Annotated in this window: 15 protein-coding genes; 6 read left to right on the plus strand and 9 right to left on the minus strand. The window is 71.8% G+C overall.

The features are described 5' to 3' along the window. Window positions 1-9: 9 nt before the first annotated feature. From K311_RS17465 to K311_RS17470, 6 genes are all read right to left on the minus strand, one after another. The gene (locus tag K311_RS17465) at window positions 10-948 is read right to left on the minus strand and encodes a class I SAM-dependent methyltransferase (protein ID WP_051239461.1); all 939 of its coding nucleotides are present in this window, start codon (window positions 946-948) and stop codon (window positions 10-12) included. After that, complete coding sequence (fdhD, locus tag K311_RS0104235) at window positions 945-1,721, minus strand: formate dehydrogenase accessory sulfurtransferase FdhD (RefSeq protein WP_026816287.1); 777 nt, start codon at window positions 1,719-1,721, stop codon at window positions 945-947. The genes K311_RS17465 and fdhD overlap by 4 nt, the downstream gene beginning before the upstream one ends. Next, window positions 1,718-3,961, minus strand: a complete 2,244-nt coding sequence (locus K311_RS0104240) for an FdhF/YdeP family oxidoreductase (RefSeq protein WP_026816288.1) — start codon at window positions 3,959-3,961, stop codon at window positions 1,718-1,720. Before K311_RS0104240 ends, fdhD begins: the two co-directional genes overlap by 4 nt. 595 nt (window positions 3,962-4,556) lie before the next feature. Further along, a complete protein-coding gene (locus K311_RS0104250; protein WP_026816289.1) occupies window positions 4,557-5,303 on the minus strand; it encodes a DUF481 domain-containing protein in 747 nt (248 codons plus the stop codon). A gap of 73 nt (window positions 5,304-5,376) precedes the next feature. Continuing rightward, the gene (locus K311_RS0104255; RefSeq protein WP_026816290.1) at window positions 5,377-7,026 is read right to left on the minus strand and encodes an isovaleryl-CoA dehydrogenase; all 1,650 of its coding nucleotides are present in this window, start codon (window positions 7,024-7,026) and stop codon (window positions 5,377-5,379) included. A gap of 8 nt (window positions 7,027-7,034) precedes the next feature. After that, window positions 7,035-9,680 (minus strand): diguanylate cyclase domain-containing protein, encoded by a 2,646-nt coding sequence (locus K311_RS17470; RefSeq protein WP_051239462.1) that lies wholly within the window; start codon window positions 9,678-9,680, stop codon window positions 7,035-7,037. A gap of 163 nt (window positions 9,681-9,843) precedes the next feature. On the opposite strand from K311_RS17470, the gene mfd reads away from it, so the two are divergent. From mfd to K311_RS15245, 4 genes are all read left to right on the plus strand, one after another. After that, a complete protein-coding gene (mfd, locus tag K311_RS0104265; RefSeq protein ID WP_026816291.1) occupies window positions 9,844-13,296 on the plus strand; it encodes a transcription-repair coupling factor in 3,453 nt (1,150 codons plus the stop codon). Window positions 13,297-13,310: 14 nt separating this feature from the next. Beyond that, window positions 13,311-13,658 (plus strand): GFA family protein, encoded by a 348-nt coding sequence (locus K311_RS0104270; RefSeq protein WP_026816292.1) that lies wholly within the window; start codon window positions 13,311-13,313, stop codon window positions 13,656-13,658. A 59-nt stretch (window positions 13,659-13,717) separates the two neighbouring features. Next, entirely contained in the window at window positions 13,718-13,954 is a 237-nt protein-coding gene (locus K311_RS0104275) for a hypothetical protein (protein WP_026816293.1), read from the plus strand. Between the two features lie 84 nt (window positions 13,955-14,038). Beyond that, window positions 14,039-14,605, plus strand: coding sequence for a SixA phosphatase family protein (locus K311_RS15245; RefSeq protein ID WP_051239463.1), 567 nt, complete (start codon window positions 14,039-14,041; stop codon window positions 14,603-14,605). Here K311_RS15245 and K311_RS15250 read toward each other — a convergent pair. Together K311_RS15250 and K311_RS0104290 are read right to left on the minus strand one after the other, a co-directional pair. Continuing rightward, window positions 14,602-15,006 (minus strand): OsmC family protein, encoded by a 405-nt coding sequence (locus K311_RS15250; RefSeq protein WP_043797345.1) that lies wholly within the window; start codon window positions 15,004-15,006, stop codon window positions 14,602-14,604. The two genes, K311_RS15245 and K311_RS15250, sit on opposite strands and share 4 nt — an antisense overlap. A 10-nt stretch (window positions 15,007-15,016) precedes the next feature. Further along, entirely contained in the window at window positions 15,017-15,871 is an 855-nt protein-coding gene (locus tag K311_RS0104290) for a pirin family protein (protein WP_026816294.1), read from the minus strand. A 174-nt stretch (window positions 15,872-16,045) separates the two neighbouring features. Here K311_RS0104290 and K311_RS0104295 point away from each other — a divergent pair, with 174 nt between their 5' ends. Both K311_RS0104295 and K311_RS0104300 read left to right on the plus strand, forming a co-directional pair. Then, the gene (locus K311_RS0104295; RefSeq protein WP_051239464.1) at window positions 16,046-16,660 is read left to right on the plus strand and encodes a GNAT family N-acetyltransferase; all 615 of its coding nucleotides are present in this window, start codon (window positions 16,046-16,048) and stop codon (window positions 16,658-16,660) included. A gap of 143 nt (window positions 16,661-16,803) precedes the next feature. Further along, window positions 16,804-17,940 carry a polyamine ABC transporter substrate-binding protein gene (locus K311_RS0104300; RefSeq protein WP_026816296.1) on the plus strand — a complete coding sequence of 379 codons (1,137 nt, stop codon included), beginning with the start codon at window positions 16,804-16,806 and terminating at the stop codon, window positions 17,938-17,940. Between the two features lie 45 nt (window positions 17,941-17,985). On the opposite strand, the gene K311_RS15255 is transcribed toward K311_RS0104300, so the two are convergent. Further along, a complete protein-coding gene (locus K311_RS15255; protein WP_051239465.1) occupies window positions 17,986-18,615 on the minus strand; it encodes a class I SAM-dependent methyltransferase in 630 nt (209 codons plus the stop codon). Between the last annotated feature and the right edge of the window lie 322 nt (window positions 18,616-18,937).

An 18,937-nucleotide genomic window follows, 5' to 3' on the forward strand; every position in this document is an offset into this window, starting at 1 on the left:
GGTGCAAGCCTAGGGATCGCCCGGGGTGCCGTCAAAACCGGATGATCGCTCCCCATCCTCGCGGTCTTCGCGACGGAAGATCCAGGCGTGGATGTCGCCGGGCAACAGGGCGAGCGCCGGAATCGCGATCGCCACCGCGGCGGCGATCGCGGCGCCCTTCATCGGCGACACGTCGCCGCCGTAACGCACGCGTTCGCGCAGGCCGGCGAGCCCGACCGCCGGCAGCCGCAGCCGCGTCCGCAGCCCGAAGCCGTGCCGGCCCGCCAGCGTGCCGAGGCTGGCATCGTCGAAGTAGTGCACGTGCGGCGATGGGAAGCCGTGCTGCCACAGGCGCGCGAAGGCGCCCGGCCGGCCGACGCGCGCCAGCGCCTTGCCGACCCGATAAAGGGTGCCACGCCGGTCCGGTGCATTGACCACCAGCAGGCCGCCGGGGCGCAGGTGGCGGCGACACGCCGCCAGGACCGCGTCGACGTCGGGGATGTGTTCGAGCACGTCGTTGAACGCGATCACGTCCCAGCGCTCGCCCGGGGCCAGCGCGTCGGGGAAGTAGCCGTCGCGCACCGCCAGCCCACGGGCGCGGCTGGCCGCGGCGATCGCGGCATCGGGCTCCAGGCCTTCAGCCGCGAACGTGTCCGCAACCGCTTCCAGGAACCAGCCGTGGGCGCAGCCGACGTCGAGCAGGCGCGGTTTCGCGCCGTCCCCCGCCAGCGACCGCGACGGCGCCGCCAGCCGCGCGGCCAGTCGCGCGAAGTTGCGCCGCCGCAGGGTTCCGAGCGCCTGTTCGCGGGCGACCTCGTCGAGATCGCCGCCGGCCGCCTGCGTGTCGATGCGCGGAACGAGCGTGCTGCCCTCGTAAGCGCAGCGCGGGCAGACCCGGTGCCAGTCGCACAGGCCGGTGCGCAGCGGCGCCGCGCAGACCGGACAGCGCCCCTCGCCCGCCGAACTCATGCGTACAGCGTGCAGCGGCCGTCCCGGGCGAAACCGGCGAGGGCCATGCCTGCCTCGTGGGCCAGCCGCACCGCCAGCGCCGTCGGCGCCGAGATCGCGGCGACGAGGCCGATGCCGGCCTGCGCCGCCTTGTGCACGACCTCGTAGCCGGCTCGCGAGGTCACCAGCAGCGCGCACGGTTCCGCGCCGACGCGCAGGCAGGCGCCGATCGCCTTGTCGACGGCGACGTGGCGGCCGACGTCCTCGCGCACGTGCAGACCACCGTCGCCGTCGAGCACCGCCGCCGCATGCACCGCGCCGGTCTCGGCATTCAGGACCTGCGCCGCGTGCAACGCCGCGAACTGCGGCGCCAGGCGATCGTCCGGGAGCGACCGCCGCGCGACCCGGCGCACCGGCCGGATCGCGGCCTCCAGGGTGTCGGTGCCGCACAGGCCACAGCCGCCGCGGCCGGCGAGATTGCGGCCGCGCCCGGCCAGCGCGTCGTGCGCCGCCTGCGGAATGCGCATCTGCAGAGAGATCCCCGCCTCCAGTGCCATCACGTCGACCACCGCGACGTCGGTGGCAGCCGCGACGATGCCCTCGCTGACACTGAAGCCGACCGCGAAGTCCTCGAGGTCGGCCGGCGTCGCCATCATCACCGCGAACGCGGCGCCGTTGTACAGCAGCGCCACCGCGGTTTCCCCCGCCAGCACTTCCTCGCGCGGGTGTTGCCCGTCGGCATCGAGGCGTCGCGCCGGCACGACGACCCGGCACGGCGGCAGCGCCGCGCTCACGCCAGCTCCAGCGGGATGTCGCGGCGTGGCCGCAGGCGCACCGGCACCGCCTTCGACGCCGGCGTGCGCGCCCGTTCGGCGTGATGGTCCAAGGGCACCAGTGGATTGGTCTCCGGGTAGTAGGCGGCGATGTTGCCGGGCGGAATCGCGTACTCGACCAGCAGGAAGCGTTCGGCGATCCGTTCGCCGTCGCGCCACACCGACACCAGATCGACCCACTGCCCCGCCGCGAGGCCGAGGCGCTCGAGATCGGCGCGGGCGATGAAGACGACCCGCCGCTCGCCGGACACGCCGCGATAGCGGTCGTGCAGGCCGTAGACGGTGGTGTTGTACTGGTCGTGGCTGCGGATCGTCATCAGCGTCAACAGCTGCGGATCCGTCGCCGCCGGCAGCGGATGCGCGACGAAACGCGCGCGTCCACCGGCGGTGTGCCATTCACGGCGCGCCGCCGGATTGTCGAGATGGAAGCCGCCGGGCGCGCGCACGCGGGCGTTGAAATCGGCGAAACCGGGCACGACGCGGGCGATGCGCTCGCGGATGCGATCGTAGTCCGCGACGAGTTCCCGCCAGGGGATGCGCGACTGCGGCAGCGTCGCCGCCGCGAGCCGGGCGACGATCGCCGGCTCGCTGAGCAGTTCGGGTGAGGCCGGCGGATTCCGCCCCGCCGACAGGTGCACCATGCTCATCGAATCCTCGACCGTCACCGACTGCGGGCCGCCGGCCTGCAGGTCGATTTCGGTGCGGCCGAGGCAGGGCAGGATCAGCGCGCGCCGGCCGTGCACCAGGTGCGAGCGGTTGAGCTTGGTCGACACGTGCACGGTCAGCGCGCACTGCCGCAGGGCCCGCGCAGTCAGCGCCGTGTCCGGACTGGCCGCGGCGAAGTTGCCGCCGAGCGCGAAGAACACCCTGCATTCGCCGGCCGCCATCGCCGCGATCGCGCCGACCACGTCGTGGCCGTCGCGACGCGGCGGTTCGAAACCGAATTCGGCGGCGAGCGCGTCGAGGAAGGCCGGCGGCGGCCGCTCGTTGATGCCCATCGTGCGGTCGCCCTGCACGTTCGAATGCCCGCGCACCGGGCAGGCACCGGCACCGGGTCGGCCGAGGTTGCCACGCGCGAGCAGCAGGTTCACCAGCATCTGGATCGTGCCGACCGCATGCCGGTGCTGGGTGATCCCCATCGCCCAGCACACGATCGCCGCGTCGGCGGCTGCGTAGACGTCGGCGGCTTCCTCGATCTGCGCGCGGGTCAGGCCGCTGCCGGCCTCGATGTCTTCCCACGACGTCGCCAGCAGATCCGCACGCAGTGTTTCCCAGCCGTCGGTGTGTCCGGCGATGAAGGCGTGATCGAGCGCATCGGTTTCGACCAGCCGCCGCAGCATGCCCTTCACCAGCGCGAGGTCGCCGCCGATCCGCGGCGTGTAGTAGTGACTGGCGATCGGCGTCGAGCCGCCGAGCAGCTCGCGCGGGTCCTTGGGATCGGCGAAACGCTCCAGCCCGCGCTCGCGCAGCGGATTGAAGACGAGGATGCGGCAGCCGCGGCGCGCCGCCGCGCGCAGCTCGCCGAGCATGCGCGGATGGTTGGTCCCCGGGTTCTGGCCGAATACCAGGATCGCGTCGGCGCGCTCGAAATCGTCGAGCGTCACCGTGCCCTTGCCGACGCCGATCTGCTCGCCCATGGCGATGCCGCTGGCCTCGTGGCAGAGGTTCGAGCAGTCCGGCAGGTTGTTGGTGCCGAACTCGCGCACGAACAGCTGGTACAGGAACGCCGCCTCGTTGCTCGTGCGCCCGGAGGTGTAGAACAGCGCCTCGTCCGGCGATCCGAGCGCGTTCAGTTCGGCGGCGATCAGCGCGAAGGCCTCGTCCCAGCCGACCGGGTGGTAGTGGTCGTCGCGGCCGTCGTACAGCATCGGCGTCGTCAGCCGGCCCTGCGCCTCGAGATAGTGGTCGTCCTGCGCCGCCAGCCATCCGATGCTGTGCCGCGCGAAGAATTCCGGCCCGACGCGCCGCCGCGTCGCCTCCGCCGCGACCGCCTTGACCCCGTTCTCGCAGAACTCGAACGACGACTGCGGATTGCGGTCCGGCCACGCGCAGCCGGGGCAGTCGAAACCGTCGGGCTGGTTGGCGCGGAGCAGCGTGCGGGCGCCGCGGGTCACGATGCCCTGTTCGCGGACGTGCCGGAACGAGCTCGTCAACGCATCCAGCCCGCCCGCCGCCTTGTCGTACTTCCCTACCTTCGCCATGCGTCGAGTCTATGCCCGCGTCGTCGCCTCCGCGAAGCCGGTTCAGTGCGTCGCCCCGATCGGCCGGGCGGTTCGGGAAGCGACGACGCGGGCGCGCGCAGGGCGCGAAGCCCGATCCATTCTCGACCCGATCGCGGACACGCCCACCCCGTCGATTCCGCTGCGGTGACTCCGGGTGCATCACGCGTGACGAGGCGGCGCCGCCCGCAGTGCGGGACCTTACGAAGGACCGACAGTCGTCGAAGCCATTGAGTCGGCGTGCCGGCGCGCGATCCGCGTTCGGCCCGGAACACGAGCGGGGTTCCGCTCGATGCGCGATTCCCGGGGATGAAGGACGGGACGCACGCTCACTGCGACGCCGGCAACGCGGTCACCGCTGGCTGGCGTGTCCCCGGACGTGGCGGCCGGTCGCCGGCCGGGGGCGTGTCCGCGACCAGGCAGCGAAACCACCGGGCGACGACGCCACGCGCGCCCGCGCGACTTGTCCCCGGAGCGCCCGCGAAAATCGGGCCCGGCCTCCGCGGAGGGCACGAGTCTTTTCCGAGCCGCGAGGAGGAAAAGAGCTCGTGTCCTTCGCGGAGGCCGGGGCGACGATCTACTTCCGCTTCGGCGACCAGACGATGTTGACCGACGTCAGCGTATCCGTGGGCTCGGTGCCCGCGGGCGCGGTGCTGTTGTGGCGGGCCTGCAGCGCCGCCTTGAGCGCGAGCGAACGATTGATGCTGACGGCGATGCCGATCTCGTTCTGCACGAAGGTGTTGTCGTCCGTGGCCTCGACGAGCAGCGTGTTGAACAGCCGCGTGCTGTCGGTGAGCTGATGGCGATAGTCGGCGAAACCGCGCAGCAGACCGCTCTCCTCGTGCTCGCCGGTGCTGGCGAGCTCGGCGCGGCGCAGGCCCGGGCCGGCCTCGAAACGGAGCTGGACGTCGTCCTCGCGCAGGGCCTGGTAGCCGTAGGTCAGCGCCAGCGTCGACTGGTAGGCGTAGCTGCCGAAGTCGTCGTGTTCGTGGCGCGCGGCGCCACCGAGCGAGCTGCGGTCGCTGATCCGCCAGGCCGACTTGCCGGCGAGCTGGAAGCGGTTCGCGGAGAGTTCGCCGTCGGCCTCGGCACGCAGGCCGGACAGGCTGTAGTCGTGGCTCCAGCGTGCACTTTCGCGGACCAGGCCGAAGCGGCCGTTGACGCTTGCGGTCTCGCTGTTGCCGCTGGCGTGGACCAGGCCGAATTCGGCGCTGGGGGTCCACGGGGTCTCGTCGACGGGTTCGGCGGCGGCGGCCGGCAGCGCCACCAGGGCGAGCAGCAGGGCGGGAAACCGGCGGAGGCCGGCGTGGGAAGGGCGATTCATCGGGACATCCGGTCGTGATGAAGGGCTGCCCATTGGACCCGCCCGCGGATGAACCCCGCCTATCCCCTGCCGTTCAGGAAAATGCGCGGTCGAGCAGGTGGTCCACCGGCAGCGGCTCCGGCGTCGCCCCGTAGGCGAGGCCGCGGGCCGGGCCGAGACGCGCGGCGCAGAACGCACTGCCGACGGCGGCATCGGCGCGCAGCAGGGTCGCCGCCTGCAGGGCCAGGGCCAGCCGCTCGACGAGACGGCGGGCACCGGCCTCGTCGCCTGCCGAGGCCACGAGTTCGCGGCGCAAAGCCTCCGCTTCGGCATCGAGGCGCTCGTCGCCGCCGCGTACCCGCGACAGTTCGCCGAAGAAGGCGTCGGCGCAGGCGGGTTCGCGGGCGAGTGCGCGCAGCACGTCGAGGCACTGGATGTTGCCGCTGCCTTCCCAGATCGAATTCAGCGGCGCCTGCCGGTACAGCCGCGGCATGCCGGTTTCCTCGACGTAGCCGATGCCGCCGAGGCATTCCTGCGCCTCGTTGACGAAGCCCGGGGCGCGCTTGCAGACGTGGTACTTGCCGAGCGCGGTGGCCAGCCGCGCGAACGCCGCCTCGGCGGGATCGCGCGGGGTGGCGTCGACGGCGGCGGCGACGCGCAGTGCCAGCGCCGTCGCCGCTTCCGATTCCAGCGCCAGATCCGCCAGCACCGCGCGCATCAGCGGCTGCGCGATCAGCGGCCGCCCGAAAGCCGAGCGGTGGCGGGCATGGTGCAGGGCCATCACCAGTGCCTGCCGCATCAGGCTGGCGGAGCCGATCAGGCAGTCCTGGCGGGTAAGCGCAACCATCTGCAGGATCGTCGCGACGCCCCTGCCCTCCTCGCCGACCAGCCACGCGAGGGCGCCGTGGAACTCGACTTCCGAGCTGGCATTGCTGTGATCACCCAGCTTGTCCTTCAGGCGCTGGATACGGATGCCGTTGCGGCCGCCGTCCGGGGTGAAGCGCGGCAGCAGGAAACAGCTCAGTCCACCGGCAGCCTGCGCGAGCACGAGGAAGGCATCGCACATCGGCGCCGAGAAGAACCACTTGTGGCCGACCAGTTCGTACAGGCAGCCGGGCCCGGCGGCGCCGCAGGGCGTCGCGATGGTGGTGTTGGCACGCACGTCCGAGCCGCCCTGCTTCTCGGTCATGCCCATGCCGATCGTGTTGCCGCGCTTGTCCCAGGCGGGCACGTGGCGCGGGTCGTAGTCGGTCGCGACGATCCGCGGCAACCAGACCTCGGCGAGTTCGGGCTGGTGGCGCAGTGCCGGCACGCAGGCGTAGGTCATCGTCAGCGGACAGCTGCTGCCCTGGTCGGCCTGGTTGTGCAGGAACATCAGCGCCGCCCGCGCGACATGCGCGCCGGCGCGGTCCGCGTGGCGCCAGCCGAAGCCGGTGACGCCATGCGCGATCGCGGTCGCCATCAGGCGATGCCAGGCGGGATGGAATTCGACTTCGTCGAGGCGGTGGCCGTAGCGGTCGAACGGGCGGAACGTCGGCCGGTGTTCATTGGCCAGCCGTCCCAGTTCCATCAGCTCGCCGCCGGCGAGTTCGCCGTAGGCGGCGACCTGCGCCTGCGCCCAGCCGCCGCCTTCGCGCGCCAGGGCCTCGCGCAGCGGCAGGTCGGTGGCCCAGGCGTCGTAGGGCACCAGCAGCGGTGGCTGGTTGAACACGGTATGGGTGCGGAAGCGCGCGTCGGCGTCCATGGCGTCCCTCAATCGATCGCGACGTGGCGCGAGCCGTTGCGGCCGGCCTGTTTCGCCGCGTAGAGCGCGCGGTCGGCGGCGGCCAGCAGTTGCACGCCGCCGGCGCCGCCACGGCTGTAGCCGATGCCGATGCTGGTGCCGACCGGGAGAGTGATGACGCCGCGCGATTCGCCGGCGGCGACGACCATTGGCGCGGTCAGTGCCGGCAGCAGCTTCGCCGCCATCGCCTCGACCGCGGCGAGTCCGTCCGGCCCTTCGACCAGCACCACGAACTCGTCGCCGCCGATGCGCGCGACCAGGTCCCCCTCGCGCACGTTCGTGCGCAGCCGGCGGGCGAATTCGCGCAGCACGGCGTCGCCGGCGGCGTGGCCGTGGCCATCGTTGATCTGCTTGAAGTGGTCGACGTCCAGGTACAGCAGCGCCAGCGGCGCGCCGCTGCGGCGACTGCGGGCACTGGCCGCCGCCAGGCGCTCGTCGAAGTGGCGGCGGTTGGCGAGTCCGGTCAGGCCGTCGATGCGCGCCTGCCGTTCGAGCTCGCGCTCGGCCTCCTTCAGGCGGCTGATGTCGAAGGTGAAGGCGAAGAAGCCGCGCACGCTGCCGTCGTCGGCGAAATCGGGCACGTAGTTGGTCTGGAAGTCGTAGGTCCGGCCGCCGACTTCCGCCTGACCCTCGAAGCTGACCCGCTCGCCACGCAGCACCGCTTCGATGTGCGGCTCGAGTTCGCTGTAGAGCGCCTCGCCGCGGATGTCGCGGACGGTGCGGCCGATCGCGTCGCCCTCGCGCGCGAAGATCGTCGCGCCGTAACCGTTGACGAAGGTGTAGCGCTGCTGGCTGTCGATGTGGGCGATCATCGCCGGGATGTTGTCGGCGACCGCTCGCAGCTGCGCCTGCGCCGTTTCCAGCTCGCGCTCGACGCGCATGCGGGCGCTGATGTCGCGGGCGGCGTAGACGATCTCCGGCTCGCCGGCGGGGCCGTTGACGCGGCGGGCCAGGGCCTCCAGCCAGACGTGGTGGCCGGCGCGGTGGCGCATGCGGTAGCGCACCGTCAGCGGGCCGCCGTCGCGGGTGAGCTGGCCGATCGTGGCGTTCAGGCGCTCGCGGTCGTCCGGATGCGCGAGGTCGCGCAGGTCGGACGGTAGATCGGCCGGGGAATGCCCGAGCAGCTCGCGCACCGACGGCGACACGTAGACGCGCTCGCCGGTGAGGCGCAGGCGCACGACGAGGTCGCTGGCGTTCTCGGCGAGCGTGCGGTACTGCAGCTCGCGCTCGCCGAGCTGGGCGAGCAGTTCGCGCAGGCGGCGGTTGCTGCGCCGCAATGTCACGAAGAAGCCCGCCAGCGCGACCAGGATCGCGAACCCGAGCAGGATGACGATGCGGCTGAGCCGGTTGGTCTGGGCGAGACCGCGTTCGCGCTCGGCCGCGAGTTCCCCCTCGGTCTTCAGGCGCAGCAGCTCGGTCTCGCGTTCGGCATAGCGCAGACGGGCGTCGAACTCGTCGGCGGCCTGGGTGCGTTCTGCCTCGGCTTCGGCGGCGTCGAGCACCAGGTAGCGTTCGAACAGCGGCGCGAGTTCCGGACTGCCGGGGTCGGTGCGCAGCAGCAGCTGCACCGTCTCGCGCAGAACGCGCAGTTCGTCACTGTCGAGGCCGATGCCGCGCAGTTCGAGCTGCGCCTGCTTCAGCTCGCGCAGCGCCAGCGCGAACTCGCGGTTGTCGGCGGCGGCCAGACCCATCACCTCGTGGCCGAGGCCCGACAGCTGGGCGTTCCGCAGCTGGTTCGCGAGGGTCAGGATGCGCTGGCCGTAGACGCGCTGGGCCGAAACGTCGCCGGCATGGCGGGCCAGGCGCGATGCCTCCAGATAGAGCTCGGCGACCAGCTTCGGGTCGTCGAGGCGTTCGGCGAACTGGGTCGCGAGGTCGAGCGCCCGACCCGCCTCGATCGCGCGCCCGAGCCTGGCCAGCGCGCGGGCGCGGTTGCGCTGCAGCCGCGACTGCATCGCCAGGCCCTCGCCCGGGCCGAGCAGGCCGAGACCGCGTTCGGCGTACTGCGCCGAAAGCGCATGCCGGCCGAGCGCATAGCTCATCGACGAATAGGCGAGCATCACGTCGGCGAGCAGTTCGGAATGCGGCGACTCCTTCAGCAGCCGCTCGGCCTCGGCGAGCAGGCGGTCGCTGCGGGCGAAATCGCGCATCGCCATGCGCGCGCGGCTCTCGGCGATCAGGCCGCGCGCCTGCAGCTGCGCATCGCCGGCGGCCGCGGCGGCGGCGGCGGCGAGTTCGCCGGCCTCGCGCTGGCAGTCCCAGTCGGCGACGACGCGGCAGGCGTTCTGCTTCGCGAGGTACAGCAGCGCGACCCGGCGCTGGTCGCCGGCGATCTGGGCATTGCGCAGTTCCGTGCCGACCTCGGCGAGCACCGCTTCGGGCTCCGACAGGGCGCGCAGCTCCAGCGGGTCGCGTTCGACGGTGTCGGCCAGGGCCGGATCGGCCGGCGGTGGCAGCTCGCCGGGATCGATGACCAGGGTCGGGGTTGGCGTCGGGGTCGGTGGCGGCGCGGCGGCCGCAGTTGCCGCGGGAAGCGCGCCGGCCACGCCGGCGGCGGCGACCAGGCAGAGGGCCCATCCACCGGCACCGGCCAGGAACCCCGCAACCCGCTTCATGCGGGGATCTCGATTCCCAGCTTCACCCCGGGCCCGTTCTTCGTCAGCTGCCGCAGCGCCCTTTCGTCCATCGCCCGATCTTAACTGCCCCGCCGCTAAACGGCGTCGGCCAACGTCACGGTTTCGGCCGCGGCTCCCGTCACCGTTTAGAATTCGCGGCCCGATGAACACTCCCCTCCCCTCCGCGCCGCGGCCGAAGCCCGGTCAGCAGCGTGCGCTGTGGCGCGCCCCGCAGAGCGCCAGCGCCCTCGCCCTCGGGCTGGTCGAAGCCGCACGCCGTCACGACGGGCTGGTCCTCGCGGTCGCCCGCGACACCCACCACGCCCAGGCCCTCGAAGCCGATCTGCGGGTGTTCGCCGGCGAGCTGCCGGTGCTGCACTTCGCCGACTGGGAAACCCTGCCCTACGACCTGTTCAGCCCGCATCCGGACATCGTCGGCCAGCGCGTCTCGGCGCTGTTCCGGTTGCCGAACACGCGCAAGGGCGTGCTGGTGGTGCCGGTCGCGTCGCTGATGCAGCGGCTGCCGCCGCCGGAATGGATCGCCGGCAATGCGCTCGACCTGAAGAAGGGCCAGAAGCTCGACCTCGACGCCGAGAAGCGCCGGCTCGAAGCCGCCGGTTACCGGCACGTGCCGCAGGTGCTGGATCCCGGCGATTTCGCGGTGCGCGGCGCCCTGCTCGACCTCTATCCGATGGGCGCCGAGCAGCCCTACCGCATCGAACTGTTCGACGACGAGATCGACTCACTGCGCACCTTCGACCCCGAAACCCAGCGCAGCGACCACCCGGTCGAGGCGGTGCGGCTGCTGCCGGCGCGCGAGTTCCCGCTCGACGAGGCGAGCACGAAGAAGGTGCGCGAACGCCTGCGCGAACGCTTCGACTTCGACCCGCGCCGCTGCCCGCTGTACCAGGACCTGAAGGAAGGCGGCACCCCGGCCGGCATCGAGTACTACCTGCCGCTGTTCTTCGAGCGCACCGCCAGCCTGTTCGAGCACCTGGCCGCCGACACCCTCGTGGTGCTCGGCGACGGCGTCGGCGAGGCCGCGCTGGCCTTCTGGCAGCAGACCGGCGAACGCTGGGAGCAGCGCCGGCACGACCTGGAGCGGCCGATCCTGCCGCCGGCCGAGCTCTATCTGCCGCCCGAGGAACTGCGCCAGGCCTGGAACCGCCACCCGCGCATCGAGATCGCCGGCGAACAGCATCCCCAGCGCGACAAGGCCGCCGACATCGGCGACGTCCCGGCACCGGTGCTGCCATGGAGCCAGAAGGGCGGCGACCCCGGCGCGGCGCTCGCCGGGTTCCTGCGCAACTACCCCGGCCGCACCCTGCTCGCCGCCGATTCCGCCGGCCGCCGCGAGGCCCTGCTCGAACTGCTCGCCGCCGCCGACCTGAAACCGGCGGTGGTCACGTCCTGGCAGGCCTTCCTCGCCGGCGACGCCGCGTTCGCGATCGCGGTGGCGCCGCTCGACGACGGCTTCGCACTGAAGGAACCGGCGCTGGCCGTGCTCAGCGAGCGCCAGCTGTTCCCCGAGCGCGCCGAGCAGAGCCGGCGCCGGCGCGGCAAGGTCGCCCGCGATCCCGAGCAGGTGCTGCGCGACCTCAGCGAGATCCAGATCGGTTCGCCGATCGTGCACGAGGACCACGGCGTCGGCCGTTACCAGGGCCTGGCGACCCTGGAAAGCGGCGGCATCCACGGCGAATACCTGCAGATCGAATACGCCAAGGGCGACAAGCTCTACGTGCCGGTCGCGCAACTGCACCTCGTCAGCCGCTATTCGGGCGCGTCGCCGGAACACGCGCCGCTGCATTCGCTCGGCGGCGAGGCCTGGGAGAAGGCGAAGCGCAAGGCCGCCGAGAAGGTGCGCGATGTCGCCGCCGAACTGCTCGAGATCCAGGCCAAGCGCCACGCGCGCGTCGGCCTGGCGCTGGACTGCGACCGCTCGATGTACGAGCCGTTCGCGGCGACGTTCCCGTTCGAGGAGACGCCGGACCAGCTGGCGGCGATCGATGCGGTGATCGCCGACCTGGCCAGGCCGACGCCGATGGACCGCGTGGTCTGCGGCGACGTCGGCTTCGGCAAGACCGAGGTCGCCGTGCGCGCCGCCTTCGTCGCCGCGACCGCCGGCAAGCAGGTCGCGGTGCTGGTGCCGACGACCCTGCTCGCCGAACAGCACTACCGCAATTTCCGCGACCGCTATGCCGACTGGCCGATCCGCGTCGAGGTGCTCAGCCGCTTCAAGTCGGCCAAGGAGATCAAGGCGGCGCTGGCGCTGCTGGAGGCCGGGCAGATCGATGTGATCGTCGGCACCCATCGCCTGCTGCAGCCGGACGTGAAGTTCGCCGACCTGGGCCTGGTGATCGTCGACGAGGAACAGCGCTTCGGCGTGCGCCAGAAGGAGGCGCTGAAGGCGCTGCGCGCGGAAGTGCACCTGCTGACGCTGACCGCGACGCCGATCCCGCGCACGCTGAACATGGCGATGAGCGGCCTGCGCGAGCTGTCGATCATCGGCACGCCGCCGGCGCACCGGCTGGCGGTGCAGACCGTGATCACCGCCTGGGACGGGCCGCTGCTGCGCGAGGCCTTCCAGCGCGAGCTGGCGCGCGGCGGCCAGGTCTACTTCCTGCACAACGAGCTCGACACCATCGAGAAGATGGCGCGCGAGCTCGGCGAGCTGGTGCCGGAGGCGCGCATCCGCATCGCCCATGGGCAGATGCCGGAGCGCGAGCTGGAACAGGTGATGCTCGATTTCCACCGCCAGCGCTTCAACGTGCTGGTGTGCTCGACGATCATCGAGTCGGGCATCGACATCCCGAGCGCGAACACCATCATCATCAACCGCGCCGACCGCTTCGGCCTGGCGCAGCTGCACCAGCTGCGCGGGCGCGTCGGCCGCTCGCACCACCGCGCCTACGCCTATCTGGTGGTACCGAACCGGAAGACGCTGACCGCCGATGCCGAGAAGCGGCTGGAAGCGCTGGCGTCGATGGAGGAGCTCGGCGCCGGCTTCACCCTGGCCACGCACGATCTCGAAATCCGCGGCGCCGGTGAACTGCTCGGCGAGGACCAGAGCGGGCAGATGGCCGAGATCGGCTTCAGTCTCTATACCGAGCTGCTCGAGCGCGCGGTGCGCTCGATCCGCCGCGGCGAACTGCCGGACCTCGACCCGTCGACCCGCCATGGCGCCGACGTCGAGCTGCACGTACCGGCGCTGATTCCCGACGACTACCTGCCGGACGTGCACACCCGGCTGACGCTGTACAAGCGCATCGCCTCGGCCAGGGACCTCGACCGCCTGCAGGAGCTACAGGTCGAGATGATCGACCGCTTCGGCCTGCTGCCGGACCCGACGAAGCAGCTGTTCGCGATCACCGAGCTCAAGCTGGCGGCGACGCCGCTGGGCATCCGCAAGCTCGAACTCGGCCCGACCGGCGGCCGGGTGATCTTCGGGCCCAAGCCGCAGGTCGACCCGATGGCGGTGATCCGGATGATCCAGAACCAGCCGAAGACCTACGCGATGGAGGGCCCGGACAAGCTGCGGGTGAAGCTCGAGCTGCCCGATGCGGCCTCGCGCCTGCGCACGGCACGCGGCTTGCTGGCACTCTTGGCGAAAGGCTGAACGGGAGAGTGCGAATGACCCACCACGGAAGCTGCCATTGCGGCCGCATCACCTTCGAAGTCGACGGCGAGATCGACAGCGGCCTGAGCTGCAACTGCTCGATGTGCCACCGCCGCGGTTCGGTGCTCTGGTTCGTGCCGCACGCCGCGCTACGCCTGTCCACGCCGGAAGCAGACGCCGCCAGCTACACGTTCAACAAGCACACGATCGCGCACCGCTTCTGCGCGACCTGCGGCATCCACGTCTGGGGCGAAGGCGAGGACCCGCAGGGCAACGTCGTGGCGGCGATCAACCTGCGCTGCGTCGACGGGGTCGACCTGAAGGCCCTGCCGGTCCACGAATTCGACGGGCGCGCGCTCTGAGCCCTTGATCGCGGTCGCGGCGCCCGCATGCAGGGGCCGTCCCCAACGAGATCGCGACGATGCGTGAGCTGCACTGGTTCGAATTCGCCCTGTTCATGCACGTGGCTTTCGCCGCGGTCGCCATCTGGACGGCCCTGCGCGTACCCGGCTACACCCGCGAGCAGCGGCGGGCGCAGATCCTGCTGGCGCTGGGCCTGCCGGCGCTGGGCGCCGTGCTGGTCTACGTGATGGCGCGCGACGAGATCGCGCCGCCGCCGCCGGGCCGCCTGCGCGGCGGCAGCGACGGCGAGGGCTGAGGCTTCGCGACGCCCGGGTCGGCGTACTTGCCGGCACGCGCGTCCGGCGGTGACGATGCGACTCCCACCCGCGGATTCCCGCCGATGCGCCCCCTGTTCGCCGCCATGCTGCTCGCCACCCTGATCGCTCCGCTGCAGTCCTTCGCCGCCGAGGCCACCGTCGTCGTGGTCGTGCGCCACGCCGAGAAGGCGAGCGACGATCCCCGCGACCCGGGCCTGAGCGAGGACGGCCAGGCGCGGGCCCGCGCGCTCGCGGCCACGTTCGCCGGTACCCGCCTCGATGCCGCTTACACGACCCAGTTCCGGCGCACGCGGCTGACCGCCACGCCGGCCGCCGACACCGCCGGCATCGCCGTGCAGGCGCGGCCGATCAGCGCGGAGAATGCCGCCACCTACGATGCCGACCTCGCCGCCGAGATCCGCGCCTTGCCGGCCGGCAGCACCGTGCTCGTCGTCGGCCACAGCAATACCGTCCCCGGCCTCGTGCAGGCGATCGCCGGCACGCCGGTGGAGGTCGCGGAGATGCCCGAGAGCGAATTCGACCGCTATACCGTCATCGTGCTCGACGGGGACGGCGCGCGGGTGCTGGTCGGGCGCTACGGCAACGCTCAGGTTCGGTCCGGTGCCGACGGGGACGCGGCTTCCCGCTAGGCACCGGCGATATCGGTCCTGACCGCCACCTCGCCGGTCAGGATCCGATGCACCGGACAGGCTTCGGCGATCTGCAGCAGCCGCGCGCGCTGCGCCTCGTCGAGCGCGCCGCCGAGGGTGATGCGGCGCTCGATCAGGGTACGTCCCCGTTCACGTTCGACGAAGTCGAGGGCCACCTCGACCTGCTCGAGCGGCCACTGCTTGCGCTCGGCGTACATGCGCAGGGTGATCGAGGTGCAGGCGCCGAGCGCCGCCAGCACCAGCTCGTCCGGGGCCGGGCCGGTATCGGCGCCGCCGAGTTCGGCCGGTTCGTCGGCGACCAGATGGTGGTCGCCGACCACGAGCTGGGTGGCGTACGCCGGATAGCTGCGGCCGTTGCGGGCGTGCACGGGGCGGCTCATGGCGGGCTCCCTAGAAGCGGCCGTTCTGGTAGTCGGCGAAGGCCTGGCGCAGCTCGGCCTGGGTGTTCATCACGAACGGGCCGTAACGGGCGACCGGCTCGTGCAGCGGCCGGCCGGCGACCAGGATCAGCCGGCTGCCGTCGGCGGCGCCGGTGAACTCGACCGCGTCGCCCTCGCCGAAGACCACCAGCTCGCCGCGATCGACCCGGGTCGCGTCATCGCCCTCGCCGGCGCGTACCGCGCCCTCGAAGACGTAGGCGAAGGCGCTGTGTCCGGCCGGCAGCGGCTGTCGCCAGCTCGCGCCGGCGTCCAGGCCGATGTCGAGGTAGACCGGGTCGGTCGCCGGCTGGCTGATCGGCCCGACCACACCGCCCGCCTCGCCGGCGATCGCCTTGATGCGCACGCCGGGAGCCGGGGTCGCCTCCGGGAAGCGCTCCGGGCCGTACTCCTGGTAGCGCGGCGCCGACATCTTGTCCTTCGCCGGCAGGTTCACCCACAGCTGGAAGCCGCGCATGCGGCCTTCCTGCTGCTCCGGCATCTCCGAATGGACGATGCCGCGGCCGGCGCTCATCCACTGCACCGCGCCGGGCACCAGTACGCCCTCGTTGCCGTGGTTGTCCTTGTGGCGCATGCGCCCGTCCAGCATGTAAGTGACGGTTTCGAAGCCGCGGTGCGGGTGCGAAGGGAAGCCGGCCAGATAGTCCTCGGGGCGGTCCGTGCCGAACTCGTCCAGCATCAGGAACGGGTCCAGATCGGGCAGTTGCGCGGTGCCGATGACCCGGGTCAGGCGCACGCCGGCGCCGTCCGAGGCGGGCAGGCCGCGCAGCCGGCGCAGGACGGGACGGGTGCGGGAAGGGGTGTTCATCGCGGTCTCCGGTTCGGGGGCGCTGGGCGCCGATGGCCGTCAATCTGCGGCCGTTGGGCCTGTCTGGCCAGCGGCGGCGGCGCAACGCAAGGTTGCCTGCGGACGTCGGGAGACGTATATCCTGCGTGACGACAGGATCAAGGTCAGCCCGGCTGACCTGGGGACCCCCGCCCGATGCCGATCGCCTTCCGCCGCCGCACCGACCCGCCGTTGACCCTCGTGGCCAGCGTTCCCGATCGTGGGCTGCCGACGCTCGAGGCCCAGCGCCTGCGCCTGCGCTGGCTGACCACCGACGACCTCCCCGACCTCGCCCGCCTGATCCTCGACCACGGCGACAGCCGCAGCTGGAACCGCGGCGCCGCCAGTGACCACGGCGACGCGACGATCTTCCTGGAGTCCGTGCAGCGCGGCGTCGAGATCGGCCAGCAGTTCCAGTGGGGCATCGCCCTGCGCGAGGAGGACCGGGTGATCGGCACGGTGTCGCTGTACGGCATCGACCATCTGCAGGGGCGCGCCGACATCGGCTTCGCCCTGATCCGCGACCAGTGGGGCAAGCGCTACGCCCGCGAGGCCGTCGCGGTCCTGCTCGACCACGCCTTCGGCGCCCTGCAACTGCGCCGCATCGAAGCCGACGTCGACCCGCGCAGTTCCGCCGCGCTGAGCACCCTCGACCATCTCGGTTTCCGCCGCGAAGGCTACCTGCGCCAGCGCTGGCGCATCGGCAGCGAACTGCAGGACAGCGTGCTGATGGGGCTGCTGGCCTCCGACTGGCACGGGCGCAAGGGTTAGTGGAGCGTCGAGAGGAGTGAGTCGAGAGTGATCGCCCGCGCCTGCGGCGCGAATGCGCCTTGCGCGGCACTCCCGCTTGCCGTTTGACACCCCTGCCCCCCACGCGGACCATGAACGCCCCGTCACCGCATCCGGAGCCCGCCATGCGCTTCCGTCCGAGCCTGCTCGCCGCTGCCCTCCTGCTCGCCGCCTGCGGCTCGCAGAACGGGACCGACGCCCCCGACGCCACGTCCGGCCGCGCGTCCGGCGGCGATCGCACCGTGTACGTCTACAACTGGTCGGATTACATCGCCGAGGACACGATCGCGAACTTCGAGAGCGAGACCGGCATCAAGGTCGTCTACGACGTCTACGACAAGAACGAAACGCTCGAGACCAAGCTGATGGCCGGTTCCTCGGGCTACGACGTGGTGTTCCCGTCGGCGCGGCCGTTCGCCGCCCGCCACATCCAGGCCGGCGTCTACCTGCCGATCGACCGCGCGAAGCTGACGAACTGGGGCAACCTCGACCCGGCGATCCTCACTGGCCTGGAGGACTTCGACCCGGGCAATGCCCACGTCGTGCCGTACATGTGGGGCACCACCGGCCTGGGCATCAACGTCGGCAAGGTGCGCGAGGCGCTCGGCGAGGATGTCGACCTCGACTCCTGGGACATCCTCTTCGACCCGGCGAACGCCGCCAAGCTCGCCGCCTGCGGCATCGCCGTGCTCGACGACGAGCAGGAAACCTTCGCCGCCGCGCTGCTGTGGAAGGGCCGCGACCCGAACGCGCTGCAGGGCGACGAGACGCAGGTCGTCAGCGACGCCTACGCCGGCATCCGCCAGCACATCCGCTATTTCGATTCCTCGCGCTACATCGACGACCTCGCCAACGGCGACGTCTGCGTCGCGATGGGCTATTCCGGCGACGTGTTCATGGCCGCCGACCGCGCCGAGGAAGCCGAGAACGGCGTCGAGGTCGCCTATGTGCTGCCGAAGGAAGGCGCACTGCGCTGGGTCGACGTGATCGCGGTGCCGAAGGACGCGCCGCATCCGGAGGAGGCGCATGCCTTCATCGACTACCTGCTCAAGCCCGAGGTCGCCGCCGGCATCAGCTCCTACGTCGCCTACGCGACCCCGAACACGGCCGCGATTCCGCTGGTCGATCCGGAGATCGCCGAGGACCCGTCGGTCTACCCGCCGAGCGAGGTGATGGCGCGCCTGCACGATCCGCAGACGCTCGACCCGGCGGTCACCCGCGAGCGCGTGCGCGCCTGGACGACGATCAAGACCGGCCGCTGACCGCGGCCCCGGGGACGCCGCCGCGTCGCACGACGCGGCCGGCGTTCAGCGCATCGAGCGCGGCGCCAGCGCCTTCGACATCCGCCGGGTGTAGGTGTAGACCGTCGCCGGCGGCACGTTCCACCACGTGAAGCTGCCGCGGCGCGAGATCAGGTCGAGCGCCTCGAGCACCTCGCGCGCGACCGGATTCGCCGGGCCGTAGGTGAACTGCACGAAACGACCCTGCGGCTGCATCACGTCGAAGGCGGCGCCGAGGATCGCCTGCTGGGTCGCCTTCGGCATCGACAACAGGCCCAGGCCGGAAATCACCGCGTCGGCCGGCGCTTCCGGCCCGAATCCGCGCGCCGCCGCGAGTTCGCGCAGGTCGCGCGCGTCGGCACACACGACCTCGACCTGCGGGAAATGCCGCTGCAGGTGCTGGTGCAGTTCCTCGTTGAGTTCCAGCACCAGCAGGTCCTGGCGGGCGATGCCGTGGTCGAGCAGCGCCTGCGTGAACACGCCGGTGCCGCCGCCCAGCTCGATGACGCGCCGCGCCCCGCGTGGCAGTTCCGCCATCATCTGCCGCGCCAGCTGGCGGCTCGACGGCGAGATCGCCGCGGTGCCCAGCGGGTTCTTCAGCCACTGGCGGAAGAACGTCCAGGTCGGCTGCAGGGATTTCGGTTCATCACGATCCATCGGCCAAGAATACTGCTCCGCCGTTCACGGTGCTGCATGCCGTCAGTCGGATGTCACACTCCCCGGGGAGGTACGTCCCGGGCCGGTTTCGGCGGTACGCGGGCGCTGCCTCCGCGCCGGGCGCGGATACGCGGGCCCGGCCTCCGTGCAGGACACGGGTTCGCAAGCCCGGCCTCCGCGAAAGTCACAAGCTTTTTCCCTCCTCGCGGCTCGGGAAAAACTTGTGCCTTCCGCGGAGGCCGGGCCCGGTCTTCTGCGGCGGTTCGGGAACTGGAAACCCGAGCGCCCGCGAGTCGCGAAGCCCGAAGCGTTTTCTGCGCGG

This window comes from Arenimonas composti TR7-09 = DSM 18010, from assembly GCF_000426365.1.
In the GTDB taxonomy this organism is placed as follows: domain Bacteria; phylum Pseudomonadota; class Gammaproteobacteria; order Xanthomonadales; family Xanthomonadaceae; genus Arenimonas; species Arenimonas composti.

What these genes read in the sequence shown, in the direction of transcription:
- K311_RS17465 (WP_051239461.1), bottom strand. Translation starts at nt 948, where the DNA reads ATGAGTTCGGCGGGCGAGGGGCGCTGTCCGGTCTGCGCGGCGCCGCTG.
- K311_RS0104240 (WP_026816288.1), bottom strand. Translation starts at nt 3,961, where the DNA reads ATGGCGAAGGTAGGGAAGTACGACAAGGCGGCGGGCGGGCTGGATGCG.
- K311_RS0104250 (WP_026816289.1), bottom strand. Translation starts at nt 5,303, where the DNA reads ATGAATCGCCCTTCCCACGCCGGCCTCCGCCGGTTTCCCGCCCTGCTG.
- K311_RS0104255 (WP_026816290.1), bottom strand. Translation starts at nt 7,026, where the DNA reads ATGGACGCCGACGCGCGCTTCCGCACCCATACCGTGTTCAACCAGCCA.
- K311_RS17470 (WP_051239462.1), bottom strand. Translation starts at nt 9,680, where the DNA reads ATGAAGCGGGTTGCGGGGTTCCTGGCCGGTGCCGGTGGATGGGCCCTC.
- mfd (WP_026816291.1), top strand. Translation starts at nt 9,844, where the DNA reads ATGAACACTCCCCTCCCCTCCGCGCCGCGGCCGAAGCCCGGTCAGCAG.
- K311_RS0104270 (WP_026816292.1), top strand. Translation starts at nt 13,311, where the DNA reads ATGACCCACCACGGAAGCTGCCATTGCGGCCGCATCACCTTCGAAGTC.
- K311_RS0104275 (WP_026816293.1), top strand. Translation starts at nt 13,718, where the DNA reads ATGCGTGAGCTGCACTGGTTCGAATTCGCCCTGTTCATGCACGTGGCT.
- K311_RS15245 (WP_051239463.1), top strand. Translation starts at nt 14,039, where the DNA reads ATGCGCCCCCTGTTCGCCGCCATGCTGCTCGCCACCCTGATCGCTCCG.
- K311_RS15250 (WP_043797345.1), bottom strand. Translation starts at nt 15,006, where the DNA reads ATGAGCCGCCCCGTGCACGCCCGCAACGGCCGCAGCTATCCGGCGTAC.
- K311_RS0104290 (WP_026816294.1), bottom strand. Translation starts at nt 15,871, where the DNA reads ATGAACACCCCTTCCCGCACCCGTCCCGTCCTGCGCCGGCTGCGCGGC.
- K311_RS0104295 (WP_051239464.1), top strand. Translation starts at nt 16,046, where the DNA reads ATGCCGATCGCCTTCCGCCGCCGCACCGACCCGCCGTTGACCCTCGTG.
- K311_RS0104300 (WP_026816296.1), top strand. Translation starts at nt 16,804, where the DNA reads ATGCGCTTCCGTCCGAGCCTGCTCGCCGCTGCCCTCCTGCTCGCCGCC.
- K311_RS15255 (WP_051239465.1), bottom strand. Translation starts at nt 18,615, where the DNA reads ATGGATCGTGATGAACCGAAATCCCTGCAGCCGACCTGGACGTTCTTC.